At 74.5% G+C, this 21,676-nt stretch carries 20 protein-coding genes and 2 pseudogenes; 14 read left to right on the forward strand and 8 right to left on the reverse strand.

The annotated features are described in order from the left end of the window. Positions 1-51 precede the first annotated feature (51 nt). On the forward strand, positions 52-1,242 hold the full coding sequence (locus OHB00_RS45675; protein WP_406444152.1) for a beta-ketoacyl-[acyl-carrier-protein] synthase family protein: 1,191 nt from the start codon (positions 52-54) through the stop codon (positions 1,240-1,242). Here the strand turns inward: OHB00_RS45675 and OHB00_RS45680 are convergent. Next, positions 1,232-2,968, reverse strand: a complete 1,737-nt coding sequence (locus OHB00_RS45680) for an alpha/beta fold hydrolase (RefSeq protein WP_406444154.1) — start codon at positions 2,966-2,968, stop codon at positions 1,232-1,234. The genes OHB00_RS45675 and OHB00_RS45680 overlap by 11 nt on opposite strands. A gap of 160 nt (positions 2,969-3,128) precedes the next feature. Further along, a pseudogene (locus OHB00_RS45685) lies at positions 3,129-3,522 on the reverse strand (LysR family transcriptional regulator substrate-binding protein); the annotation flags it as partial. Between the two features lie 346 nt (positions 3,523-3,868). Here OHB00_RS45685 and OHB00_RS45690 point away from each other — a divergent pair. The 3 genes from OHB00_RS45690 to OHB00_RS45700 are packed head-to-tail and all read left to right on the forward strand — an operon-like array spanning position 3,869 to position 5,620. Continuing rightward, the gene (locus tag OHB00_RS45690) at positions 3,869-4,492 is read left to right on the forward strand and encodes a DUF6230 family protein (protein ID WP_406444156.1); all 624 of its coding nucleotides are present in this window, start codon (positions 3,869-3,871) and stop codon (positions 4,490-4,492) included. A gap of 5 nt (positions 4,493-4,497) precedes the next feature. After that, on the forward strand, positions 4,498-4,962 hold the full coding sequence (locus tag OHB00_RS45695) for a DUF6114 domain-containing protein (RefSeq protein WP_406444157.1): 465 nt from the start codon (positions 4,498-4,500) through the stop codon (positions 4,960-4,962). Beyond that, the gene (locus OHB00_RS45700) at positions 4,952-5,620 is read left to right on the forward strand and encodes a hypothetical protein (protein ID WP_406444159.1); all 669 of its coding nucleotides are present in this window, start codon (positions 4,952-4,954) and stop codon (positions 5,618-5,620) included. The genes OHB00_RS45695 and OHB00_RS45700 overlap by 11 nt, the downstream gene beginning before the upstream one ends. A 37-nt stretch (positions 5,621-5,657) precedes the next feature. On the opposite strand, the gene OHB00_RS45705 is transcribed toward OHB00_RS45700, so the two are convergent. The 3 genes from OHB00_RS45705 to OHB00_RS45715 are packed head-to-tail and all read right to left on the reverse strand — an operon-like array spanning position 5,658 to position 8,412. After that, the gene (locus OHB00_RS45705) at positions 5,658-6,242 is read right to left on the reverse strand and encodes a hypothetical protein (protein ID WP_406444161.1); all 585 of its coding nucleotides are present in this window, start codon (positions 6,240-6,242) and stop codon (positions 5,658-5,660) included. Beyond that, positions 6,236-7,723: an ATP-binding protein gene (locus tag OHB00_RS45710; protein WP_406444163.1), complete on the reverse strand. Its 1,488-nt coding sequence runs from the start codon at positions 7,721-7,723 to the stop codon at positions 6,236-6,238. Before OHB00_RS45710 ends, OHB00_RS45705 begins: the two co-directional genes overlap by 7 nt. Then, positions 7,720-8,412, reverse strand: coding sequence for a response regulator transcription factor (locus tag OHB00_RS45715; protein WP_406444165.1), 693 nt, complete (start codon positions 8,410-8,412; stop codon positions 7,720-7,722). Before OHB00_RS45715 ends, OHB00_RS45710 begins: the two co-directional genes overlap by 4 nt. 139 nt (positions 8,413-8,551) lie before the next feature. On the opposite strand from OHB00_RS45715, the gene OHB00_RS45720 reads away from it, so the two are divergent. The 6 genes from OHB00_RS45720 to OHB00_RS45745 all read left to right on the forward strand — a co-directional run bounded on the left by OHB00_RS45720 (position 8,552) and on the right by OHB00_RS45745 (position 14,938). Next, complete coding sequence (locus OHB00_RS45720; protein ID WP_406444167.1) at positions 8,552-9,442, forward strand: DUF3152 domain-containing protein; 891 nt, start codon at positions 8,552-8,554, stop codon at positions 9,440-9,442. Between the two features lie 280 nt (positions 9,443-9,722). Beyond that, entirely contained in the window at positions 9,723-10,970 is a 1,248-nt protein-coding gene (locus tag OHB00_RS45725; RefSeq protein WP_406446290.1) for a sensor histidine kinase, read from the forward strand. Next, positions 10,967-11,686, forward strand: coding sequence for a response regulator (locus OHB00_RS45730; RefSeq protein WP_406444169.1), 720 nt, complete (start codon positions 10,967-10,969; stop codon positions 11,684-11,686). The genes OHB00_RS45725 and OHB00_RS45730 overlap by 4 nt, the downstream gene beginning before the upstream one ends. Before the next feature lie 35 nt (positions 11,687-11,721). Beyond that, positions 11,722-12,654 (forward strand): ATP-binding cassette domain-containing protein, encoded by a 933-nt coding sequence (locus OHB00_RS45735; protein ID WP_406444171.1) that lies wholly within the window; start codon positions 11,722-11,724, stop codon positions 12,652-12,654. Then, the gene (locus OHB00_RS45740) at positions 12,651-14,165 is read left to right on the forward strand and encodes an ABC transporter permease subunit (protein ID WP_406444173.1); all 1,515 of its coding nucleotides are present in this window, start codon (positions 12,651-12,653) and stop codon (positions 14,163-14,165) included. The genes OHB00_RS45735 and OHB00_RS45740 overlap by 4 nt, the downstream gene beginning before the upstream one ends. Beyond that, positions 14,162-14,938, forward strand: coding sequence for an ABC transporter permease (locus tag OHB00_RS45745; RefSeq protein ID WP_406444175.1), 777 nt, complete (start codon positions 14,162-14,164; stop codon positions 14,936-14,938). The genes OHB00_RS45740 and OHB00_RS45745 overlap by 4 nt, the downstream gene beginning before the upstream one ends. Positions 14,939-14,960: 22 nt before the next feature. Here OHB00_RS45745 and OHB00_RS45750 read toward each other — a convergent pair whose 3' ends face one another. Continuing rightward, positions 14,961-15,350 (reverse strand): cold-shock protein, encoded by a 390-nt coding sequence (locus OHB00_RS45750; RefSeq protein ID WP_406444177.1) that lies wholly within the window; start codon positions 15,348-15,350, stop codon positions 14,961-14,963. Positions 15,351-15,555: 205 nt separating this feature from the next. Between OHB00_RS45750 and OHB00_RS45755 the strand changes: the two genes are divergently transcribed. Beyond that, positions 15,556-16,356 carry an SAM-dependent methyltransferase gene (locus OHB00_RS45755; protein ID WP_406444186.1) on the forward strand — a complete coding sequence of 267 codons (801 nt, stop codon included), beginning with the start codon at positions 15,556-15,558 and terminating at the stop codon, positions 16,354-16,356. A 28-nt stretch (positions 16,357-16,384) separates the two neighbouring features. Here OHB00_RS45755 and OHB00_RS45760 read toward each other — a convergent pair. Continuing rightward, positions 16,385-16,652: pseudogene (locus tag OHB00_RS45760) on the reverse strand (hypothetical protein); the annotation flags it as partial. 152 nt (positions 16,653-16,804) lie between these two features. Here OHB00_RS45760 and OHB00_RS45765 point away from each other — a divergent pair. The 3 genes from OHB00_RS45765 to OHB00_RS45775 are packed head-to-tail and all read left to right on the forward strand — an operon-like array spanning position 16,805 to position 21,095. Beyond that, positions 16,805-18,358 carry a hypothetical protein gene (locus OHB00_RS45765; protein WP_406444188.1) on the forward strand — a complete coding sequence of 518 codons (1,554 nt, stop codon included), beginning with the start codon at positions 16,805-16,807 and terminating at the stop codon, positions 18,356-18,358. Positions 18,359-18,399: 41 nt separating this feature from the next. Continuing rightward, the gene (locus tag OHB00_RS45770; RefSeq protein WP_406444190.1) at positions 18,400-19,617 is read left to right on the forward strand and encodes an AAA family ATPase; all 1,218 of its coding nucleotides are present in this window, start codon (positions 18,400-18,402) and stop codon (positions 19,615-19,617) included. Further along, entirely contained in the window at positions 19,614-21,095 is a 1,482-nt protein-coding gene (locus OHB00_RS45775; RefSeq protein WP_406444192.1) for a DUF2201 family putative metallopeptidase, read from the forward strand. The genes OHB00_RS45770 and OHB00_RS45775 overlap by 4 nt, the downstream gene beginning before the upstream one ends. A gap of 160 nt (positions 21,096-21,255) precedes the next feature. On the opposite strand, the gene OHB00_RS45780 is transcribed toward OHB00_RS45775, so the two are convergent. Beyond that, a complete protein-coding gene (locus OHB00_RS45780) occupies positions 21,256-21,573 on the reverse strand; it encodes an ArsR/SmtB family transcription factor (protein ID WP_406444193.1) in 318 nt (105 codons plus the stop codon). Between the last annotated feature and the right edge of the window lie 103 nt (positions 21,574-21,676).

A 21,676-nucleotide genomic window follows, 5' to 3' on the forward strand; every position in this document is an offset into this window, starting at 1 on the left:
ACGAACCGGCCCCGCACCGGCCGGCGTCCGCCATCGGGAGCCGATGTGCTGGTGACGGGCCTGGGAGCGACCACCCCGCTCGGCGGTGACGTGCCCTCCAGCTGGGCGGCACTGCTGTCCGGCCGGTCCGGCGTGTCCCGGCTGGACACCCCCTGGGCCGAGCAACTGCCCGTCCGCATCGCCGGAGGTATGTGCGAGGACCCCACCGGCCGGCTGGACCGGATCCAGCGGCGGCGGCTGGACCGCAGTCAGGCGGCCGCGGTGGTGGCGGCCCGGGAGGCGTGGACGGACGCCGGCGTGCCGCAGGTCGAGCCCGAACGGCTCGCCGTGGTCGTGGGGACCGGCATCGGCGGCGGGCTCACCCTCCTCGAACAGGACGACCGGCTGGAGGAACGGGGCCCACGCGCCATCTCGCCGCACACGGTGCCCATGCTGATGCCCAACGGCAGTGCCGCGGCGGTCGGCCTGCTGCTGGGGGCCCGGGCCGGCACGCACGCCCCGACCAGCGCCTGTGCGTCCGGTGCGGAGGCGCTGGCGGTCGGCACGCTGCTGATCCGCACCGGCCGTGCCGACGTGGTCGTCGCGGGCGGCACGGACGCCTGCCTGCACCCCCTGGCACTCGGCGCGTTCGCCCGGATGCGCGCCCTCTCCCTGCGCAACGACGCCCCCGACCTGGCATCCCGGCCGTTCGACCAGGAACGCGACGGGTTCGTCATGTCCGAGGGCGCAGGCATGGTCGTCCTTGAGCGCGCCGACTTCGCGCGGGCACGCGGCGCGCGCGTGCACGCGACCCTGTCGGGCGCGGGTGTCACGTCCGACGCGTACGACGTGACACTCCCCGCCGCCGAGGGGCAGACGCGGGCCATCACGGCGGCGTTGGGGGACGCGGACCTCACCGGGGCCGACATCGACCACGTGAACGCGCATGCCACCGGTACGCCCGTGGGCGATGCCACCGAGGCCAGGGCCGTGCAGGAGGCCGTGGGCCGGCATCCGGCGGTCACCGCCTGCAAGTCGGCCACCGGCCACCTGCTGGGTGCCTCCGGCGCGGTCGAGGCCGTCTTCACCGTCCTCACCCTGGTGCACGGGCTGATCCCGCCGGTCCGCAACCTGGACAGGGCCTCGGCCGGGATCGAACTGGACCTGGTGGCCGGCGCACCGCGGCGGGCATCAGCCCGGGCGGCCCTGTCCACGTCCTTCGGATTCGGGGGACACAACGTGGTCCTCGCCTTCACGCGGTAGTGCGCGGGGCGGCGGCCCGGTCCCGGCAGGACGTCAGCAGGTGTGCGACGGAGGCCGGATGGGTGACCTGGGGACAGTGCCCCGCCCCTTCGATCACCGTCACCGGCGTGCTCACGGATTCCGCCAGCGGATCCGCCGACCCGACGACGATGTCCACGGGAAGCCGCAACTCCCGCAGCACACGGCGCAGTTCCGCGCGTTGCCCGTGGGCGTCGCGCATCGCGGCGACCACCCGGCGCGACGTCCCTGCCCGCCGAAGGTCCAGGGCGAGGGAGTCGAGCCCGGGGCTCTCGGGCAGACCGAGTGAACGAGCCAGGCGGGAGGCGGGAGCCGTGCGCAGCAGCGGTACGGCCAGGGGCGAGCGCAGCAAGGCGGCGGACGGCCGTTGGAGAAAGGCCGGAGCGACCAGCACGAGTGCGGCGAGCCGGTCGGGGTGGGCCGCCGCGTAGCGCAGGGCGGGGCCGCACGCGAGCGAGTGCGCCACGAGCACCGGCCGGTCCGCCACCGGGCGCAGCAGGTCGGCCAGCCAGTCGTCGAGCGGTCCGGTGCTCGCTCCCGACCTGCCGAAGCCGGGGAGGTCGGCCGCGAGGGCGGGCGCGTCCAAGAGGTCCGCCACCCCCGCCCAGGCGTCGGCGCTCAGCAGGAGTCCGTGCAACAGCACGTAACCGGGGCGCCGCCGCTCTCCGGTCACCCAGGTACGGGTACCCGCCACATGGTGGAAGCCGTAAGGGCGGCGGCACGGGCCGGAGCGGCCGAAGCGGGTGGCGACCAGGTCGTCGGCCCACTGGCGCAGCGCCGCCCGCACGGGGGCCATGGACAGTCCGTGTGCCTCGGACAGGGCGCGCGCGGCGGCCGTGTCGTAGCGGTCGGCCGACAGGAACGACAGGGTCTCGGGATCCGCCCGGGTGATCGCGCGGGGCAGCCTGCGCAGCAGACCCACCGGGATCGAGCGACGGGGGGAGCGCACCCCCATGTGCTCCGCGAGCAGGCCGACGAGCGCAGGAAGTTCGGGGGTCGAGTCGTCCAGCACCCAGTAGGTGCGGCCCGCGCTCTCGGGGTCCTGCGGAAGAGCGGCCAGGAACCGGACGAAGTGGTCGAGGGTCACGACCGGAAGGAAGATGCCGGGACCGCCGGGCAGGGCCCGCAGCCGCCCCTGCCAGAGAGTGGCGACCACCTCGGCCAGGCCGAGGTACTGTCCCGGACCGATCACCGTACTGGGATTGGCGATGCTCAGCGGGACGCCCAGCTCGCGGGCGCGGGCCCGCACCGCGGCGTCGCCCTCCTGCTTCGACGCCTCGTACGCGCCCTGCCCGCGGTAGTCCGGCGGCCGTCCGTCGGCGGCGGCCATCCGGTAACCGCTGATGTGGACCACCCTGCGCAGCTTCGGCAGGCCCGCCGCCCAGGCGACCACGTGTACGGCGCCCGTCACGTTGACCGCCCGGGCCTCGGCCGCCGCGATGCCGAACGCGAAGCGGGCGGCGGTGTTGTAGACATCACGGATCCCGGCCAGACCCTCCTCGGCCAGTCCAAGACCGGGCGCGGTGATGTCGGCCCGGACCACCGTCAGGCCGGTACGGTCCACCCCCTGTCCGTCGAGCCAAGCCGTCAGGCCGTCCCCGGAGCCGCGCACGGCGGCCGCCACCCGGTGGCCCCCGCGCAGGAGTTCCGCCACGAGGGAGCGGCCGATGAAGCCCCCGGCGCCGAAGACGATCGAGTCCGAGAGCATGCTGTCTCCTTGCCGGGCCTGAATGCCGTGTCAGCGCTCGGGGAACCGGACCGGGGCCCCGTCCGCGGAGCGGCTCCCACCGTACCGAAACAACGGGGGCGAAGCGGACGAACCATGCCGACAGGCCCCCGTGTGCGCGGACGTCAGGCTGCCGTGCCACCGTCCCGCCCGGTTCGGCCGCCCGGCGCACGAACGTCTCGTACCGGTCCCGCGCGGCCTGCGGCACCGACCCGGCCCGTCGGCGGTGGCGTCCCCGGCCGGCGGCCGGCACACGATCGTCCCGCCGCGTTCCAGCGGGTCGCCGTCCACACTGAAGTCCGGCAGTACCGTCGCGCCCAGCCCCTCCGCGACCATCAGCTTGCCCATCTCGGCGCAGTCCGTCGAGTACGAGAAGACGGGGTACGGTCCGCCGGCAGCCGGTGCACATGGCGATGCATCACATAACCGGTGCGCATGGCGACCAGCGGCACGGTGAGCAGCTCGCCGGCCGACACCTCGGCCCGGCCGGCGAGCGGACTGTCCGGCCGTACGCACACCACCGGCTGGCCGCGCAGGGCGTGTGGCGACACCCCGCAGGGGCGGCCGAAGTCCCTTCGCCGCAGGTGCCGTTCGCCTCCTGTGCCTGTTCCTGTGCCTGTGCCGAGGTACGCGGCGAAGCGGTCGAGGCGGAAGTGAGGGAGCCAGTGGCCGCGGAGGCCGAGGTGCCGGCCTCCGTGCTCCGCCGGCCGCAGGCGGGGCGCCGTCGCCCGAAGAGAGCAGCAGAACTTGCGTCACTCGTCCGGCGGGCCTGGCGTGCAGTCGGTCCGCGCAGCCGGGAGCCTAGGATCCATCACCGGACAAACAGGGCATCCGTTGCCTCGTCGGCATGGGCGGGTCCACCTCACGACCGAAGGAGACGGGATGTCGCACCGTGCCGGACGAACCCGTTGGAGACGCTTCGCAGTGGTCCTGGTGCCCAGCGTCGGCGCCTGTGCGACCGTCGGCATCGCCATGGCACAGGGAGTGCTCGCCGCCTCGTTCTTCATCTCCGGACAGCAGTTCCAGCTCGCCGCCGACTCCCTGACCGCCCGTGGGTTCAGCCTCTACGGCATGGTCGACGTGACCAGGAAACACGAACTCGTCCCCGTCGCGGTCACCGGCTTCCGGCACGCCACGATCGACGGGCTGTGCCAGTCCGTCGTCGTCGACGTCCCGGTGCTGGGCACGCAGACCCTGCGGCTCACCGGCGGTGGCGGCCGGTCGGTCGAGACCTCGAACTTCTTCATCGACGCGACGGCCGAGTCGGTCGGTGAAGCGAACTTCAGCGGCCTCGACATCGGTGTCGCCCAGGGCGCCGTCACCAAGGGCCCGGTCAGGTCCGGCGACCGGAACTCGCAGTTCTTCGACCCCGACGGCGTCGCCCAGCAGGCGCTGTCGACCACCCTGAACGACGTACGGGTGAGCGCGGTCGCGGTCTCCGCCGGCACGCTCAGCATCCCGGGCCTGCGCCTGCGGCTCGAACAGGGCAACCACGCATGCTTCTGACCCCCGTGACCAGGACAGGACGCGTGATCACCGGCCTCTTCGGCAGAGGACGGCAACTGCTCACCAGGGCGCCGGGGTTCCGGCGCGGGTTCCGCACCTGGCGAGGTGAACGCCCCTTCTGGGCCGGGCTGTTCACCTTCGCCGCCGGTCTGCCCATCCTCTACTGGCCGTACGCCAACCTGAACCTGGGCGGGATTCCGCTCGCCCTGTCGACCACCTCCGGCGCCGGGTCCCTGGTGATCGGAACCCTGCTCCTGGCCCTGGGGGTCGCGCTCTGCTGCCGTCCCCATCTCCGGGTGTTCGCCGGGATCGCCACCCTGCTGCTCGCCCTCGTCTCCTTCCCCGTCGCGAACTTCGGCGGTCTCTTCCTCGGCGTGGCCTCCGGCCTGATCGGCGGCTCCCTGGCCTGTGCCTGGCTGCCACCCCAGGCCGACCAGCCGACGACGGGTGAGGAGTGCAGTGGCAGCTGACTCGCGCACCAGTACCGCCGGGCTCGTGCTCGGGCGTGTGGCCCGGCCGCTCGCGGCCGCGCTGGCCGTGGCCGGCGTGGCCGTGCTCCTGCACCTCGACGTACCGCGGACGGCCGGCAGCGTCGCCGGCGCTTCCGCCGCGCGGCTCGATTCGGCGCCCCCGGTCCGCGCTGCGAAGGGCCCCTGCGTGCTCCGCGCCGACCGGCTCGTGCTCCGTGGCGCGCGGTTCCGTGGGGTGGTCTCGGTGCATACGGGGGGCGGGACCGTCCGCGCCCTGAAGTTCACCGTACGGTCGCTGGACGCCGTCAACCTCGATCTGACCGCGGGCCGGGGCCGCGCGGCGATGCGCCTTCGGGCGAGGCCGGCGACCACCTCCACGCTCAAGGGGCAGGGCGCCGGCGGGGTGGCCACCCTCTACGTCCGCAAGCTGACCGGCAGGGTCACGGGCCTCGGCGGCAGCCCACTACCGGCGCGCCGCACCGTCACCGTCACCCCCGACGCCGTACCCCGCTGGCTCGCGCACCCGGCCACCCGCGCGGCCACGCGCACCATCACCTTGGCCGAGGCGACCGCCTCACAGCTCACCCAGTTCGGTGGCCGGCTGTCCATCAGGGGCCCGCAACTGCGGACGACGGCGCAGGGGCGGCACGGTGCGTGACGCGGGGCGTGCCGACAGGCTGGGGCAGGGTTCCGTGTCAGGTGCCGGGACAGCTCGTGGCGGCTCCCTCGACGCGTCGGCCGGCCGGGAGCGTGACCGTCACCGGCTCGGGATCGGCACCGGGGGCGGCTACGCGCTGCGCCGCGTCCGCCGTGCAGACGAGCTGCGCGGCCGCGAGGCGGGGATCGTGGAACTCGCCCAGCGCGACCGACAGTTCGACGGAGATCCGGTGGTCGCGCGCTGTCACCTTCACGAGATCCGCCCAGCGGGGCAAGTCCGGTACGACGGCGGCGCCGCCGTCCGCCGGGACGGACGGGACCGTCGTCGGCACGGCCGTGAGCAGCGGCAGCCGCGTCGTCAGTCCCTTGCGCCGCTCCGCGGCGGTCGGGCCCAGGAACAGTGCCCGCAGCGCCGACTCGACGTCGCCCGGCGCGTCCGTCGCGCGCCGGACGGCGATCAGGGCGTCGCCCCGCACGAAGTACAGGCGCGTCGACGGCACGGCCCCGCTGGCGGGACCGCCCGCCTGCACCACACCGGTCGTGGGGATGCCACAGGAGGCCAGGGCGCCCGTCGCAACGAGGAGCAGGAACGCACGGCGGGCCCGGCGCCGAAGGGTCACCATGGGTCCTCCTGGGGCGGCTCGCCGGCCGGCAGCGGGAGCCGTACGGTGAAGACCGCGCCGCCCTCGGGCAGGTTCCCGGCGCGCACCGTGCCGCCGTGCACCCGGACGTTCTCCGCGGTGATCGCGAGGCCCAGGCCGCTGCCCTCGGTACGGGTGCGGGCGGCGTCCGACTTGTAGAACCGCTCGAAGACGTGCGGCAGCACGTCCTCCGGGATCCCGGGACCGCCGTCCAGCACCTCGATCACGGCGAGCCGTGCCCCGCCGGACTCCGTGCCGTCGTACAGGCGCAGGGTGACGGGCGGGGCGCCGTGCCGTAGCGCGTTGCCGACCAGGTTGGCCACGACGACGTCGAGGCGGCGCGGGTCGACGCGGCCGCGCAGGGTGCCGGGCGGCGGCAGGTCGCACTCCACCAGGCCGGTCCAGGCGCGGGCGTCGAGGGTGCGCCGCAGGGACTCGGCGAGGTCGATCTCGTCCAGGTGCGGCACCGCGGCGCCCGCGTCGAAACGGGAGATCTCCATCAGGTCGTCCACCAGCCGGGCCAGTTTCACGGTCTCCTCGCTGATCAGGCGGACGGCGGTGGCGGTGTCCGGGTCCAGGCGGGCGGCGTCCTCGTCGAGGACGTCGGTGACGGCGGACATGGCGGCGAGCGGGGTGCGCAGTTCGTGGGAGACGTCCGCGGCGAACCGGCGGGCCCGTGCCTCCATGCCGCGCAGCTCGGCAACCGACTTCTCCAGCGCGGCGGCCGTCTCGTTGAACGTGTGGGAGAGATCGGCGAGTTCGTCGGACCCGTCGACGGCGAGGCGGGTGTCCAGACGCCCCTCGGCGATGCTGCGGGTGGCGTGGCGCAGCGCCCGTACCGGGCGCAGCACTCCGCGGGCGGCGAGCAGCGCCAGCAGCACAGCCAGCGTCAGCGCGGGTACCGCGGCGCGCTCGGCGGCGGTGACCAGGGCGTCGACGTAGGCGAGTTCGGTGGTCTGCGGCACCGTCAGGAAGACATGGACGCCGGAGTTGTAGACGCCCCTGGCGGGCGCCTCGGCGAAGGTGACCGTCATGCCGACGACCAGTGCCGTGCGGTCACCGACGGCCACCCGCTGGAAGACGGTGGCCAAGCTGGAGCCGACGGCCGCGCGCACGGCGGGGGTCAGCTCCTCGAAGCGGTCGCCCGGGGCCGAGGTGGCGCTCAGGTGGCCGTAGGCGGTCAGCACCCGCCAGGTGCCGGAGGGCTCGGAGCGGGCCACGTCCGCCGCGAACCGGGCCAGCGCGGCCTCGTCCGGGGGGAAGGCGAGGTCCGGGGCGAGGCGGCCGACCTGGGTGCGCAACTGCTGGATCACGGCGTCCTGGCTCTGCTGGAGCACGCCGGTACGGGCCTCGCGGAAGGTCAGGGCGCCAGTGGTGGCGGCGGTGACGGCGGCGACCAGCGTGAACGCGAGCACCAGCCGGATCCGCAGACCGCGCAGTTGCGGGAGACGGGGGCGCCTCACCGGGCCGCGAACCGGTAGCCGAAGCCGCGCACGGTCTGGATGTGGCGTGGCTCGCGCGGCGGCTCGCCCAGCTTGGCGCGCAGCCGCCGTACACAGGCGTCCACCAGCCGCGCGTCCCCGTGATAGCTGTGCTCCCACACCGCCTCAAGCAGCTGCTGCCGGCTGAACACCTGGCCGGGTGCCGCGGACAGGGTGAGCAGCAGCCGGAGTTCGGACGGGGCGAGCGGGACCGGTACGCCGCCGCGGGCGACCGCGAGCCCGGCCCGGTCGACGGACAGGTCGCCGTAGGTGTCGATCTTCGGTATGCCGCCCTCGGGGGGTGTGCCGGCCGCCCGGCGCAGCACCGCGCGGATGCGGGCCTCCAGCACCCGCGCCTGCACGGGCTTGACCACGTAGTCGTCGGCCCCCGCCTCCAGGCCCACCACGATGTCCTCGTCGTCACCGCGCGCGGTCGCCATGACGATCGGCAGGGTCTGGTCGAGGCCACGGATCCGGGAGCAGACGTCGAGTCCGGACATCCCGGGCAGCATGAGGTCCAGCACCACGACGTCCGGCCGGAAGGACCGCACCCGTTCCAGCCCGTCCTCCCCGGTGGCGGCCGGAGAGACCTCGTGACCCTGGCGGCGCAGGGCGAGGGCCACCCCCTCCCGCACGGCACGGTCGTCTTCGATCAGCAGAACGCGTGGCATGCGCTCAGTATCCGCATCGCATCCGCACAGCTGTGCGTTTGTTACGGGATGATCATATAAACCTGCAACCCATTGCCTGTTATCTTTTCGTTATCGCGTGCGCCAGATCCGATCACATTCCGATCACAGCCTGACGGTCATGACCACGCGCACCGCACGTTCCTCCCGTGGCCGTCGCCAGAGCGGCCCCTCCCACGCCGTCCCCAGCGGACGGAGGCGGAGCGGGCCGCTCTGGGGGGCCGTGACCGCGCTTGCCGTCCTGGGGGCCGCCGGTTTCGTGGCCGTCGACGGGGGCTCGTCCGGTACGGGGGCGGCCCACGGCGGGGCACCGGCCGGGCCCACCGAGCGTGCCCGGTCCGGCCGCCTCGGCGCCACCGGCCCGGCGCCCGGCTCCCGCTCCCCGTCACCCACTCCGGCCACCACCTCCGCCTCTTCGCGCCCCAGCACCTCGGCCACCCCGGAGATCCCGGCCACGGGCCCGGGCACGTTCGTCACCGCGGCCGGCGCGAGCACCAGGGTCGGATCCGGAACGGTCCTGCGCTACCGGGTCGACGTCGAGAAAGGCATCGACCTGTCCGCGGCGGACGTCGCCCGGCAGGTCGAGCGGATCCTGGCCGACCCGCGCGGCTGGACCGCCGACGGCCACTCGGCGTTCGAACGGGTGTCGAGCGGTCCGACCGACTTCGTCGTCCGGGTCGCGACGCCCGGGACGGTGGACAAGATCTGCGGGGAGTACGGGCTGGACACCGGGGGCGAGGTCAACTGCAACGTGGCGGACAACGTCATGGTGAACCTGAAGCGCTGGCTGCTCGCGACCCCCGTCTACGCCCAGCGCGTCAAGGACTACCGGGCGCTGATCATCAACCACGAGGTCGGCCATTTCCTGCACCACGGCCACGTCGGCTGCCCGGGAGCGGGGCAGCCCGCCCCCGTGATGATGCAGCAGATCAAGGGCATGCACGGCTGCCTGCCCAACGTCTGGCCGTACGACGAGAAGGGCCGGTACCTGACCGGCCCGGCCGTGTCCTGACCCGGCCGGCCCACCACGAGCCCGCCCTGGCTCCGACCGACCCGGCTGCGGCCCGTGCCGGGGCACCCACCGCGCCGCCGACGGCGAGGGCGTTGGCGACGGCCGGCGTGAAGGGGCGGCGGATCGCGACGCCGGTGTGGTTCTTCAGCGCCGCGTCGGGGGCCGCGGCGGAGACGCCGATCACGACGCGGCGCACGACGGTGGGTTGGTCCGCGGCCGATCGTGCCGAAGTCCGAGCGGACCCTCGGCACGGCGGTCCGCTGTCATACTGACCCGCGTGATGCGTGCGGGGGCATGGCGGGACACCTGGCGCCGGCTGCGCCGCCGGGTCGACCGACGGCCGTACGTCTACGGGGCATTGCTCGGACTCCTGGCGGTCTCCGAGTCGCTCGCGGAGTTCGTCGCCGGCCACGGTTTTGTCCCGCGGCTGTCGGCGGATGCCGCCTCCGCTACCGGCCGGGTGCAACTCACCCTGGTCATAGCGCTGTTCTGTCTGGCGACAGCACTGCCGTCGCTGTTGCTGCGCCCGCCTGCGGCCGGTGTCACGGTCACCGCCGCGAGCCTCGGTTCACTCACGATCCTGCACACCCTGACGATCGCGGGACTCGCGGCCCAGCTCGTCGCCCAGTACCGGCTGGCCCGCACCGGTCGCACCCTGACCGCGCTCCTGCTCGGCGCGCCCTTCCTCGCCCTGGCCCTGAACACGGTCACGGACACGGCTGCCGGCCCGGCCGCCCGCACACTGCTGCTCGCGGTGCTGGCACCCGTGGCCGTCTGTGCCGGGCTCGCCGGGCGGGCCGCCGAGCACCGCCGCGCGCACTCCGCGGTACGCCGGGTCATGGCCGTGACCGAGTGGGAGAACGCGGCGCGGGGCGAGCGCGCCCGGATCGTCCGCGAACTCCACGACGTCGTCGGACACCACCTCTCCATGATCGCCGTACAGGCCGAGACCGCCCGGGTGGCCACCTCCGGCATGCCCGCCCAGGGCGCCGAACGCCTCCTCGGCATCGGGGACACCGCACGCGCCGCGCTCACGGAGATGCGCCGCCTGCTCGGCGTGCTGCGCGAGGACACCGGCACCGCGGGCGGCGCCGAGCGCAGCCCCCAGCCCGACCTGCGCCACCTCAACGGCCTTCTCGACGAGGCCCGTTCGGCCACCGACGGCTCCGTCCGCCTGGTCCTCAGCGGCTTTCCCCGCGCCCTCGACCCCGGGGTCGAACTCGCCGTCTACCGGATCGTCCAGGAGTCCCTCACCAACGCCCGCAAACACGCGCCGGGCGCCGCGGTGGACGTCGAACTGCACTACGCCGACGACCGCCTGCATCTGCGCGTCCGCGACAACGGCCCAGGCCCGGCCACCGGGCGACCACCCGACGGGCACGGCCTGTTGGGGATGCGGGAGCGGGCCGCAGCGGTGGCCGGAGACGTCCGCGCCGGTTCGGCGGACGTCGGCGGCTTCCTGGTGGCGGCCCGTTTCCCCGCGCCCCCGCGCGACGACCCCGAGCCCAGGACGGAAGAGAGCGCATGAGCGTCCCCGCCCCGCCGATCCGCGTCGTGATCGCCGACGACCACCTGGTCGTCCGGACCGGCTTCGCCGCGCTGCTGGACTCCCAGCCCGACTTCACCGTGGTCGGCACCGCCGTGGACGGCGCCGAGGCGGTCGGCGTGTGCCGCGCGACCCGCCCGGACGTCGTCCTGATGGACATCCGCATGCCGGGTCTGGACGGCATCGAGGCCACCCGCCGGCTCGTCGGCACGGCACCGGAGCGGACCGGCCCGCCGCGCGTCCTCATCCTCACCACCTTCGACCTGGACGAGTACGTCTACGACGCGTTGCGTGCCGGCGCCAGCGGCTTCCTGCTCAAGGAGGTCACCGCCGAGCGGCTCTTCGACGCCGTACGGGTCGTCGCCGCCGGGGACGCCCTGCTCGCGCCCGCCATCACCCGCCGGCTGATCGGCGAGTTCGCCCGGCTGCCCGACCGCGCGGCCGCGAACACCCCGCCGCCCCGGCTGGGCACCCTCACCGCCCGGGAGACCGAGGTGCTGCTGCTCGTCGCCGAGGGCCTGTCGAACCCGGAGATCGCGGCCCGCCTCGTCGTCGGTGAGGAGACGGTCAAGACCCACGTCAGCCGGATCCTCGCCAAGCTCGGCCTGCGCGACCGCACCCAGGCCGTCGTCGCCGCCTACGAGTCCGGACTGGTCGTCCCCCGCGTGAGGGATGCGAAAGCTGGCTCCGAGGGGTGACGCGTCCGGCCGCCGCGCTTCCTAGCCTGGCGGTCATGGAAACGACGATCGAGGTCAGGGACTTGCACAAGCGCTTCGGGAGCGTGCGGGCGCTGGACGGGATGGAGTTCACCGTCCGGCCCGGCCGGGTCACCGGCTTCGTGGGCCCCAACGGCGCCGGCAAGTCCACCACGATGCGGGTGATCCTCGGCCTGGACCGGCCCGACGAGGGCAGCGCCCTCGTCGGCGGCCGCCCGTACCGGGACCTGCGCACCCCCTTCACCCACATCGGGGCGCTGCTGGACGCCGCGGCCGTCCAGCCCGCCCGCACCGCCCGCCACCACCTGCTGTGGCTGGCGCACTCCCAGGGCCTGCGCGCCGGACGGGTCGGCGAGGTGCTCCGGCAGGTCGGGCTGCGGGACGTGGCCGACCGCAGGGCGGGCGGCTTCTCGCTCGGCATGCGGCAGCGGCTCGGCATCGCGGCCGCCCTGCTCGGCGACCCGCCCGCGGTGATGCTTGACGAACCGTTCAACGGCCTCGACCCGGAGGGGTTCCGGTGGATGCGCGGCTTCCTCGCCGCCCTCGCCGCAGAGGGCCGGGCCGTCCTGGTCTCCAGCCACCTCATGGGCGAATTCCAGGACACCGCCGACCAGGTGATCGTGGTCGGCCGGGGCCGGGTCGTCGCCGACATGAGCGTCTCCGAGCTGCTGGACTCCGTCTCCCGAGGACAGGTCACGCTGCGTACCTCCGCCCGCGCCGACGCCATGACCGTGCTCGCCCGCGCCGGCGCCACCGCCAGCTCCACCGGCCCCGGCACGGTCACCGTCACCGGGCTGCCCGCCGAGCGGGTCGTCTCGCTGCTCGCCGGGCACGGCGTGCCGTTCGCCGAGGTCACCGCGCACCGCGCCTCCCTCGAAGAGGCGTACATGGAGCTGACCCGCGACGCCGTCCAGTACCAGGGGACCCTGCCCGAGGAGGCCGGCCGATGACCACGGCCGCCCTCGGCGGGTTCGGACCGCTGCTGCACGCGGAGTGGACCAAGTTCCGTACCGTGCGCGGCTGGTGGGCGAGCACCGTCGGCGCCGCCCTCGTCGTCTGCCTGGTCGGGCTGCTCGCCACCGCGGCCGGCAACCAGGGCACCGGCTCGTCCCTCCCCGTCGGGCCGGGCGGGGAGGCGGTCAACGACGCCTTCTCCTTCGTGCACCGGCCGCTGACCGGCGACGGCACGATCACCGTCGCCGTGACCTCGCTCACCGGCGTGATCGCCACCGGCCCCGGCCACACCAGACCCGGCCTCGCCCCCTGGGCGAAGGCCGGGATCATCGTCAAGGAGGGCCTGACGCAGGGCTCGGCGTACGCGGCGCTCATGGTCACCGGCGCCCACGGCGTGCGGATGCAGTACGACTACACCCACGACGTCGCCGGAGCGGCCGGCACGGTCTCCGTCACGTCACCCCGCTGGCTCAGACTGCGCCGCGAGGGCGACCTCCTCACGGGCTACCAGTCCGCCGACGGCCATGCCTGGAGCGAGGTCGGCACCGCCCGGCTGGCGGGGCTCCAGGACACCGTCCAGGCCGGGCTGTTCGTGACCTCGCCGTCGGCCGAGCAGTCCACCGGGACCGGCTCCGGCTTCGCGCCCGCGGTGGCCACCGGCGGCTTCGACCGGATCGCCCTGGACGGTGGGTGGACCGCGGGCAACTGGCGGTACCGGCAGGTGGGCGACGACGCCGGTGTCTCGGGCAGCTACGCCGAGAACACGAAGGGCGCGGCCGTCCGGTCCGGCCCCGGCTACACCGTGACCGGGGCCGGGGACATCGCGCCGGTCGTCGGCGGCCCGGCCGCCAGCGGTGTGCGCACCATCGAGAACTTCCTCGTCGGCGCGTTCGCCGGGCTCGTCCTGGTCGTGGTGGTCGCCGCCGGCTCCATCACCGTCGAGTACCGGCGGGGACTGATCAGCCTCACCCTCGCCGCCAGTCCGCGCCGCGGCCGGGTCCTCGTGGCCAAGGCGCTCGTGGTGGGCGGGGTCGCCTTCCTCGCCGGGACGGCCGCCGCCGCGGTGATGGTCCCGCTCGGCGCAGTGCGTTCGCGGGCCGGCGGCTTCCCGGTGCTCACCGTGCCGGCCGGCACCGAGGCGCGGGTCGTCGTCGGCACCGGCCTGCTGCTCGCCGCCGCCGCCGTCCTCGCCCTCGGCGTCGGCACGATCCTGCGGCGCGGCGCCGTCGCCGTCACCGTGGTGGTCGTGGGCATGGTCCTGCCCTACTTGCTCGCGACGGCGTCGGTGCTGCCCGACGGGCCGGCCGAGTGGCTGCTGCGGGTCACCCCGGCCGCCGGGTTCGCCGTCCAGCAGAGCGTCCTGCGGTACGACCAGGTGGTCACCGTCTACGCGCCGTCGTCCGGGTACTTCCCGCTCTCGCCCTGGGCCGGGTTCGCGGTGCTGTGCGGCTACGCCGCGGTCGCGTTCGGTGCCGCCGTGGTGCTGCTGCGCCGGAGGGACGTATGAGGCGCGCCGGGCACGCGGAGTGGACGAAGCTGCGCACCGACGCGGCCAACGGCTGGCTGGTGCTCAGCCTGGTCGCGCTGACCGTGGCGGTCGGCGCCGGGGTGGCGATGACCTCGCGATGCGACGTCCGGGGCTGCGGCGGTGACCCCACGCGGCTGAGCCTGACCGGGGTGATGGCCGGGCAGGTCGCGGTCGCGGTCCTCGCCGTCCTGGCGGCCGGCAACGAGTACGGCACCGGCATGATGCGCACGACCCTCACGGCGGTCCCGCGACGGCTGACGGTCCTTTTCTCCAAGGCCGCCGTCCTCACCGCCGTGACACTGGCGGCCGCGACGGTCTCGGTGCTCGGTTCACTGCTGATCGGCCGGCTGGTCGAGCCGGGCCGGGGCTTCACCCCGGAACACGGCTACGCGGCCTTGTCGTTGACCGACGGACCCACCCTGCGGGCAGCGGCGGGCTCCGTGCTCTACCTGGCCCTGATCGGTCTGCTGAGCCTGGGCCTGGCGCTCGCCGTGCGGAACTCTGCCACCGCGATCGGCCTCGTACTGGCCCTGCTGTTCGTCCTCCCGGTCCTCGCCCAGGTCGTGGCCGACCCCGACTGGCAGCGCCACCTGCGGCAGTTCTCGCCGATGACGGCCGGCCTGGCCGTCCAGGCGACCGTCGGCGCCGACCGGCTGCCCGTCGGCCCCTGGCAGGGGCTGGGCGTCCTCACCCTGTGGACGGTCGCCGCCCTCACGGCGGGCGGCCGGCTGCTCCGCTCGCGCGACGCGTGAACCGGCCGCCCGCCGCGGGCGGTCAGCCCTCGATCCAGCCGTGGTTCTTCGCGAACTGGGCCAGCGCGCCCCGGACCCGCACGATCTCCTCGGCGGTGAGCGTGGGCGCCGACGCCAGCAGCGTCTCGGTGACCTCGCGGGTGAACTCCTCCGCGCTGAGCAGATCGCACAGCGAGTCGTCGTCCGGACCGAGCGTGCGGACGTCGGCTCCCCGGGCGAGCCGGACCCCGGACGCCTTCGGACCGCGTTCGCCGCTGTCGATGTCGAACTCGACGGCCACGCCGGGGCGGACGTACGACTCCGGCATCTGCATGTCGTTCACATGCAGGAAGACGTCCTCTCCACCACCGTCCGGAGTGATGAACCCGTACCCGCGCGAGCTGTCGAACCGCACCACACGACCAGTAACCATGTAAAACCCCCAACCAATCCGGGCCACCTGCCCGGGCACCTGGCCCCGATGGTAGTCACGTCCGGCCCGGTCGGTCGACCGTAGGGGGAGCAGAGAAGAGAGGGAGCGGGGAACTCCGTGCACGGCTGCAGAAGTTGATGTGGAAAGCTGTCGCCAGCCGTCGGTGAGCCATGGGGGGCCGGGACGGTCGTTGAGAGGAGCGCACGTGACGCAGGACGGCACCGGGGCCGTGGATATCGACACCAGCAAGCCGCATCCCGCGCGGATCTACGACTACCTGCTGGGCGGCAAGGACAACTACGAGGTGGACCGCAAGGCCGGCGACCAGCTCGCCGCCGCCGCGCCCGAGGTGTGGATCTCCGTACGGGCCAACCGCGGCTTCCTGCAGCGCGCGGTCCGGCACGTCATCGACAGCGGCGTCCGCCAGATCCTCGACATCGGCACCGGGCTGCCCACCTCGCCCAACGTGCACGAGATAGCCCAGGAACTGGCACCGGACGTCCGCGTCGCCTACGTCGACAACGACCCGATCGTCAAGGCCCACGGCGACGCGCTGCTCAGCCGGGCCGGCACCACCAGCATCGTCCTCGCCGACCTGCGCGACCCGCGGTCCGTCATCGACCATCCCGAGGTGCGCCGGATCATCGACTTCGGCCGGCCCGTCGCCCTCTTCCTCGTCGCCATCCTCCACTTCATCCGCGACGAGGAGGAGCCCGAGCGGATCGTGGCCACCCTGCGCGACGCGCTCCCGGCCGGCAGCTTCCTGGTGCTCTCGCACGCCACCGACGACTTCGCCGGCGACCGCAGCGAGGCCCAGGCCGTCTACAACAACGCGACCGCCTCCATGAACCTGCGCCCCCGGGACCGCGTCGAGCGGTTCTTCGAGGGGTTCGAGCTGGTCGAACCCGGCGTGGCCCAGGTCCCGTTCTGGCGCCCGGACACCACCCCGCCGGCCGGCTCCGAGGAGATCGGCTTCTACGGCGGGGTGGCCGTCAAGAAGGCCTGAGCCGTCGTCCGGGCGGAGCGCGCCGTCGTCAGGGCACTCCGAGCTCGAACAGGGCGTGGCCCGCGTACGAGCCGGAGGCCACTGCCGCGATGCCCAGCAGAACGCCGAGGCAGGGCAGGCTGATCCGGCGCAGCGCGACCGCCAGGGGGGACGAACAGCGGGAAGGCGGGCAGCAGATGGCGCGAGACGTTCGCGAAGTACTGCTGGCCGCCCAGTACCAGGGCGAGGGTGAGCACCGTGTGGACGACCGGCACCGCCGGCGGCCGCAGCCGTAACGGCAACGGCAGGAGCGCCAGGGCGGCGGCGGTGGGCCGGTTGAGGCCGGCTGTGAAGTGCGGGCCGGTGCGTAATTGACTGGCAGGCCGGGACGAGGCCGCCGTATGCTCCCCGCGATGACCACTCACTCTGCTGTCAGATTGGGGGCCCCGTCCGTTCAAGGTGAGTGCTGATGGCCACTCACTTCACGGACGAGGACACCCGCCTCTGCCTGTGGCGGCGCGTGCGCGAGTTCGCCGTGCCGCCCCTCATGATCGAGACCGCGACCGCCCGCCGCACCGTCGGGGACTGGGCGGGGGCCTGTGCCGCCGCCGGTTTCGACATCGACCTCGACCTGCGTGCCCTGGCCCGTGCCTGGGGCCGGGACGTGAAGACACGGGTCCGTGCGGACCTGCGCCGGCTGGCGCCCGACCTGCTGCGCTGGCATCTGCCGCGGATCGCGCCCGACGGGCTGCTGCGGCCGGGGCTGACCATGCCACTCGCCCGCTACGACGCCGGGGACGGCTCGCTGTGCCTCGTGGTCCGGACCCCACCCGCCTGGGCCGACGCAGGGCAGCGGATCAGCCTCGCGCTGTGGGACGGCACGCTGAGCGAGCCCGCCGCCCGGGGGCATCCACATCCGCACCCCAGCCGGCGGTTCCGTTTCGACCTGCACCGCCACCTGTGGGACGCGGATGCCGCCGGAGAGCTGCGGACCCGCTCGGGCGCCGACCGGCCGGCGGGCCGGGAACATGCTGCGGGCGCCGGCCGACTCCCGGGCGGCGAACGGTCTTGGGGTGACGTATGGGCCGCGGGTGACATATGGCCTTCAGGTTCAGGTGGGGAGTGGCCTCCGAGCGGCGACGACCCCCTGAGCGGCGGGGATCTCCCGGGCGGCGGCCGTCCTCCGGGCGGCGAGCGGCTCGCGGCTGCGGACGGGTTCTCGTTCGCCGCACGGCTCCCGCCCCGGGAAGGAAGCTCGTGTGCCACGGAGCGTTGGGCGGACGAGGCGCGGATCGTGCTGGGCGCCGAGGGGCGGGACAGCGGGACCGTCGCCGTACGCCTGAGCGGCCGGCAGCGGCTCGCGCTGTGCCTCGCGGGCGACGGGACCATGTCCGTCGGCCGGGATGCCGGCACCGGGGCGCTGCCCGTGCTGCCCGACGCGGCGACCTGGACGCTCCCCGATCTGGAGCTGCTGCGTGCCGGGCTGGTCGACGCCGGCAGGTTGCATCCGCTGGTCGCCGCGGCGCTCGTCCCCGGCCATGAGGCGGCCGCCCGGACGCCGCTCCCGGACCCGGACCCGGGCCGGCAGCCGGGCCTCGTGGAGTGCCGGGGCGCCCGGCACCGGATCGGCATGGTCGACGGGGTGCTGTCCCCGCTGGACCACTCCCCGGACGAACTGCGGCGCGAGGAACTGCTGGTGGCACTCGGTGGCCCGCCGCTGCCCTGCCTGCGGGTGATCGACGAGGCGCACCGCCGCCCCGACTGCCTCACCGGCGTCCGTGAACGCCTCGACCACGGGGACGTCGCCGGCGCGCTCGCGGTCGTCGAAGGCCTGCTGGGTCCCGAAGCCGTCCTGCGCGAGGGCCCGTTGAAGGACGAGCTGGAGTCGGCCGCGCAACGCCGGATCACGTACGGCCTCTACCGGGCGGGACTCGTCGGATCCCGCACCGGACCCGTCCGCACCCGGCGACGCCGGTCCGTCCGCGACCCACGCCTGGGCCCTCGCCCCGCCGACTGGCGCTGACACCCACCCACTTGCTTTCTCACACCCCGAGGTGATCGTTCATGACCACTCATGCCCCTGACCAACTCGCCGTAGCGGACACCCTGTTGGGGCTGCTCGGCGACTCCGCCACCGAACCCCGGCCCGACACCCAGCTGGAGGCGCTCACCCTCGCCGTCGCCGCCGACCTGCCCGTCCTGCTGTGGGGCGAGCCCGGCATCGGCAAGACCGCCGCCCTGAACCGGCTGGCCGAGGCGCTCGACCTGCCGCTGACCACGGTGATCGCCAGTGTGCACGAGCCGTCCGACTTCTCCGGCCTGCCCGTCGTGGGAGACGACCCGGCCGTCCAGGGCGTCCCGATGGCGCCGCCGGACTGGGCGGTACGGCTGGTGCAGGCCGGCCGTGGCCTGTTGTTCCTCGACGAACTGTCCACCGCGCCCCCGGCCGTACAGGCGGCCCTGCTCCGGCTGGTCCTGGAGCGTCGGGTGGGCGCGCTACGACTCCCGCCCGGCGTACGGATCGTGGCCGCCGCCAACCCGCGTTCCTCGGCCGCGGACGGCTGGGAGCTGAGCCCGCCGCTGGCCAACCGGTTCGTGCACCTGCAGTGGGCCCACGACCACGAGGTCGTCGTCCGCGGTCTCGGTGGCACCTGGCCGCGGGCGACCCTGCCCCGGCTCGACCCGGACCGGCTGCCCGCCGCCGTGGACTTCGCGCGCCGTGCGGTGTGCGGTCTGCTCGCCACCCGCCCCACGCTCGTGCACCGGCTGCCGAGCGGCGAGATGCGGCGGGGCGGCGCCTGGCCGTCACCTCGCAGCTGGGACATGACACTGCGACTGGTCGCCTTCGCGCAGGCCGCCGGCTCCTCCCGGGACGTGCTCTCCCTGCTGGTGAGAGGGACGGTCGGGGACGGGCCAGGGCTCGAACTGCTGGCGAGCGTGGACCGGATGGAGCTCCCGGACCCCGAGACGCTGCTCGCCGACCCGGCCGCGGCCGACCTGCCCGAGCGCGGTGATCTGCGCCAGGCCGTGCTGGACGGCGTGGTCGCGGCGGTCCGCGAACGGCCGGACCGGCCCCGCTGGGACGCCGCCTGGGCCCTGCTGGTGCGGGCCCTGGACACCGGAGCCCCCGACCTCGTGGTCGTCCCCGCCACCACCCTGGCCTCGCTGCGCCGGGACGACTGGGACGTCCCGGCGGCGATCGAAAGGCTCGCCGGAGTGGCGGCGGTGTCCCGCCGTGCCGACCGGGCCGCCGAACGCGTCACCGCGAAGGCCGGCCGATGACCACGGAACCGTGCGCCGACGCGGTCACCGACCCGAGCACCGACGCGGCCACCGACCCGAGCGCAGAACCGGGCGCCGACGCGGTCACCGACCCGAGCGCAGAACCGGGCGCCGACGCGGTCACCGACCCGAGCGCAGAACCGTGCGCCGAACCGTGCGCCGACGCGGTCACCGACCCGAGCACCGACCCGAGCGCCGACCCGGGCACCGACCCGAGCGCCGACCCGGGCACCGACCTGCGCCCCGACCCGGCCGTGGCGCTGGACCTGGACAAGCTCTACGCCGCCCGGCTGCAGGCTGCCCGGGTCCGGCCCTATCTCGCGACGGCGCTGTTCGCCCTGCACGTCGTGGCGTCCCGGCAGGTGCCGACCATGGCCGTCGACAAGCACTGGCGGTGCTATGTCTCGCCCGCCTTCGTGGACCGGATGCCGGAGGAGGACCTGGCCGGGGTGTGGGTGCACGAGGTGTCGCACCTGCTGCGCGACCACCACACGCGCAGCGACCGGGTGGCGCGGGAACGCGGGCTGACCGGAGCCGGGGAACGGCTGCGGATGAACATCGCGGCGGACCTGGAGATCAACGACGACGCGTACGGCGACGGCCTTGCCCAGCCCCGGGGCGCCGTCCGGCCGTACATGCTGCGGCTGCCCGAAGGCCAGTTGATGGAGGACTACCTGCGCCAGTTCCGGCTCGGGCCGCTGACGCAGGACCTCACCTGGCTGGACTGCGGCAGTGGGGCCGACGGCCGGGAACGGGAGTGGGACCTGGGGCCGGACGGTGCGCACGGCCTCAGCGAACAGGAGCGTGACGGGGTCCGGTTCCGGGTGGCGCAGGCCATCACCGGGCGGCCGGGCAGCACGCCGGACGGCTGGCGGCGCTGGGCGGAGGAGGCCTTCCATCCGCCCCAGCCCTGGCGGGAGTTGCTGGGCGCCGCGGTCCGCTCGGCGGCCTCGGCAGCGGGCGCCGGTGACGACTACAGCTACGGCCGCCCGTCGCGCCGCTCGGCCGGGCTGCCCGGCGTGATCCTCCCGAGCCTGCGCCGCCGCCCGCCCCGGGTCTCGGTCGTCATCGACACCTCCGGTTCGGTCAGCGACGCCGAACTGGGCAGCGCCCTGCTGGAGGTGGCCGCGATCGCCCGTGCCGTCGGCGGCCGCCGGGACCTGGTCTCCGTGCTGTCCTGCGACGCGGCCGCCCGGACGGTGCAGCCGCTGTGCCGCGCCGAGGGCATCGCGCTGGTCGGCGGCGGCGGTACCGACCTGCGCGCGGGCTTCGCCAGGGCGCTGCGGGCGCGGCCGGCCCCGGACGTCGTGGTGGCTCTCACCGACGGCCAGACACCCTGGCCGAAGACCCAGCCGGCCTGCCGGACGGTGGTGGGCCTGTTCCCCCGGCAGTACGGCAGCACCTCATGGCACACGGACGACTCCGACTACGTACCGGACGCACCGCCCGCCTGGGCACGGGTCGTCGACATCGGGTAGCGCACCCGACCGAGCCGCCGCCTGGTACGCAGCTGGTGACCGAGGCGACCGGCAGCGGGTCGACGGTGGTGAGCCGGCTGGAGTGGGCGGCCGGCATGCGCCGGGCAGGACTGTCGCCGGTCCGGTAGAGCCACGGGCCGGTGCCCGGGGCGCCGGGCGGTCACACGGCCGTGCCGTGCGCCAGGGCGGCGCCCAGTGGGGTCAGGATGTGCAGCACCTGGTTGCCCTCGCGGCGGCCGAGGACCAGGGCCGCGTACCGCAGGGCGTGGACGTGCTGGCCGGCGGTGGCGAGGGAGGTGGGGAGACGGCGGGCGAGTTCGCCGGTGGTGGCGGGCGCGAGGAGCGCGGTGAGGACGCGGGCCCGGGTGCGGCCGACGCGCAGCAGGACAGCGCCTGCCGGAACGGACCCTGGCCGACCACCTCTTTGACGGCGGGCCAGGTCGTCGTCGCGCCCGTACGGCTGCGCGGGATCGGACACACACCGACCGTCCAGCTGCTGACCGGCACCCTGAACGGCAGCGAAGTGGTCTGGGCCCGGATCACCGGGGTCCGTTACGGCGACCGCGTCTGGATGGACAGGA

Origin of the sequence: Streptomyces sp. NBC_00631 (assembly GCF_045206895.1) — a bacterium.
Classification (GTDB): domain Bacteria; phylum Actinomycetota; class Actinomycetes; order Streptomycetales; family Streptomycetaceae; genus Streptomyces.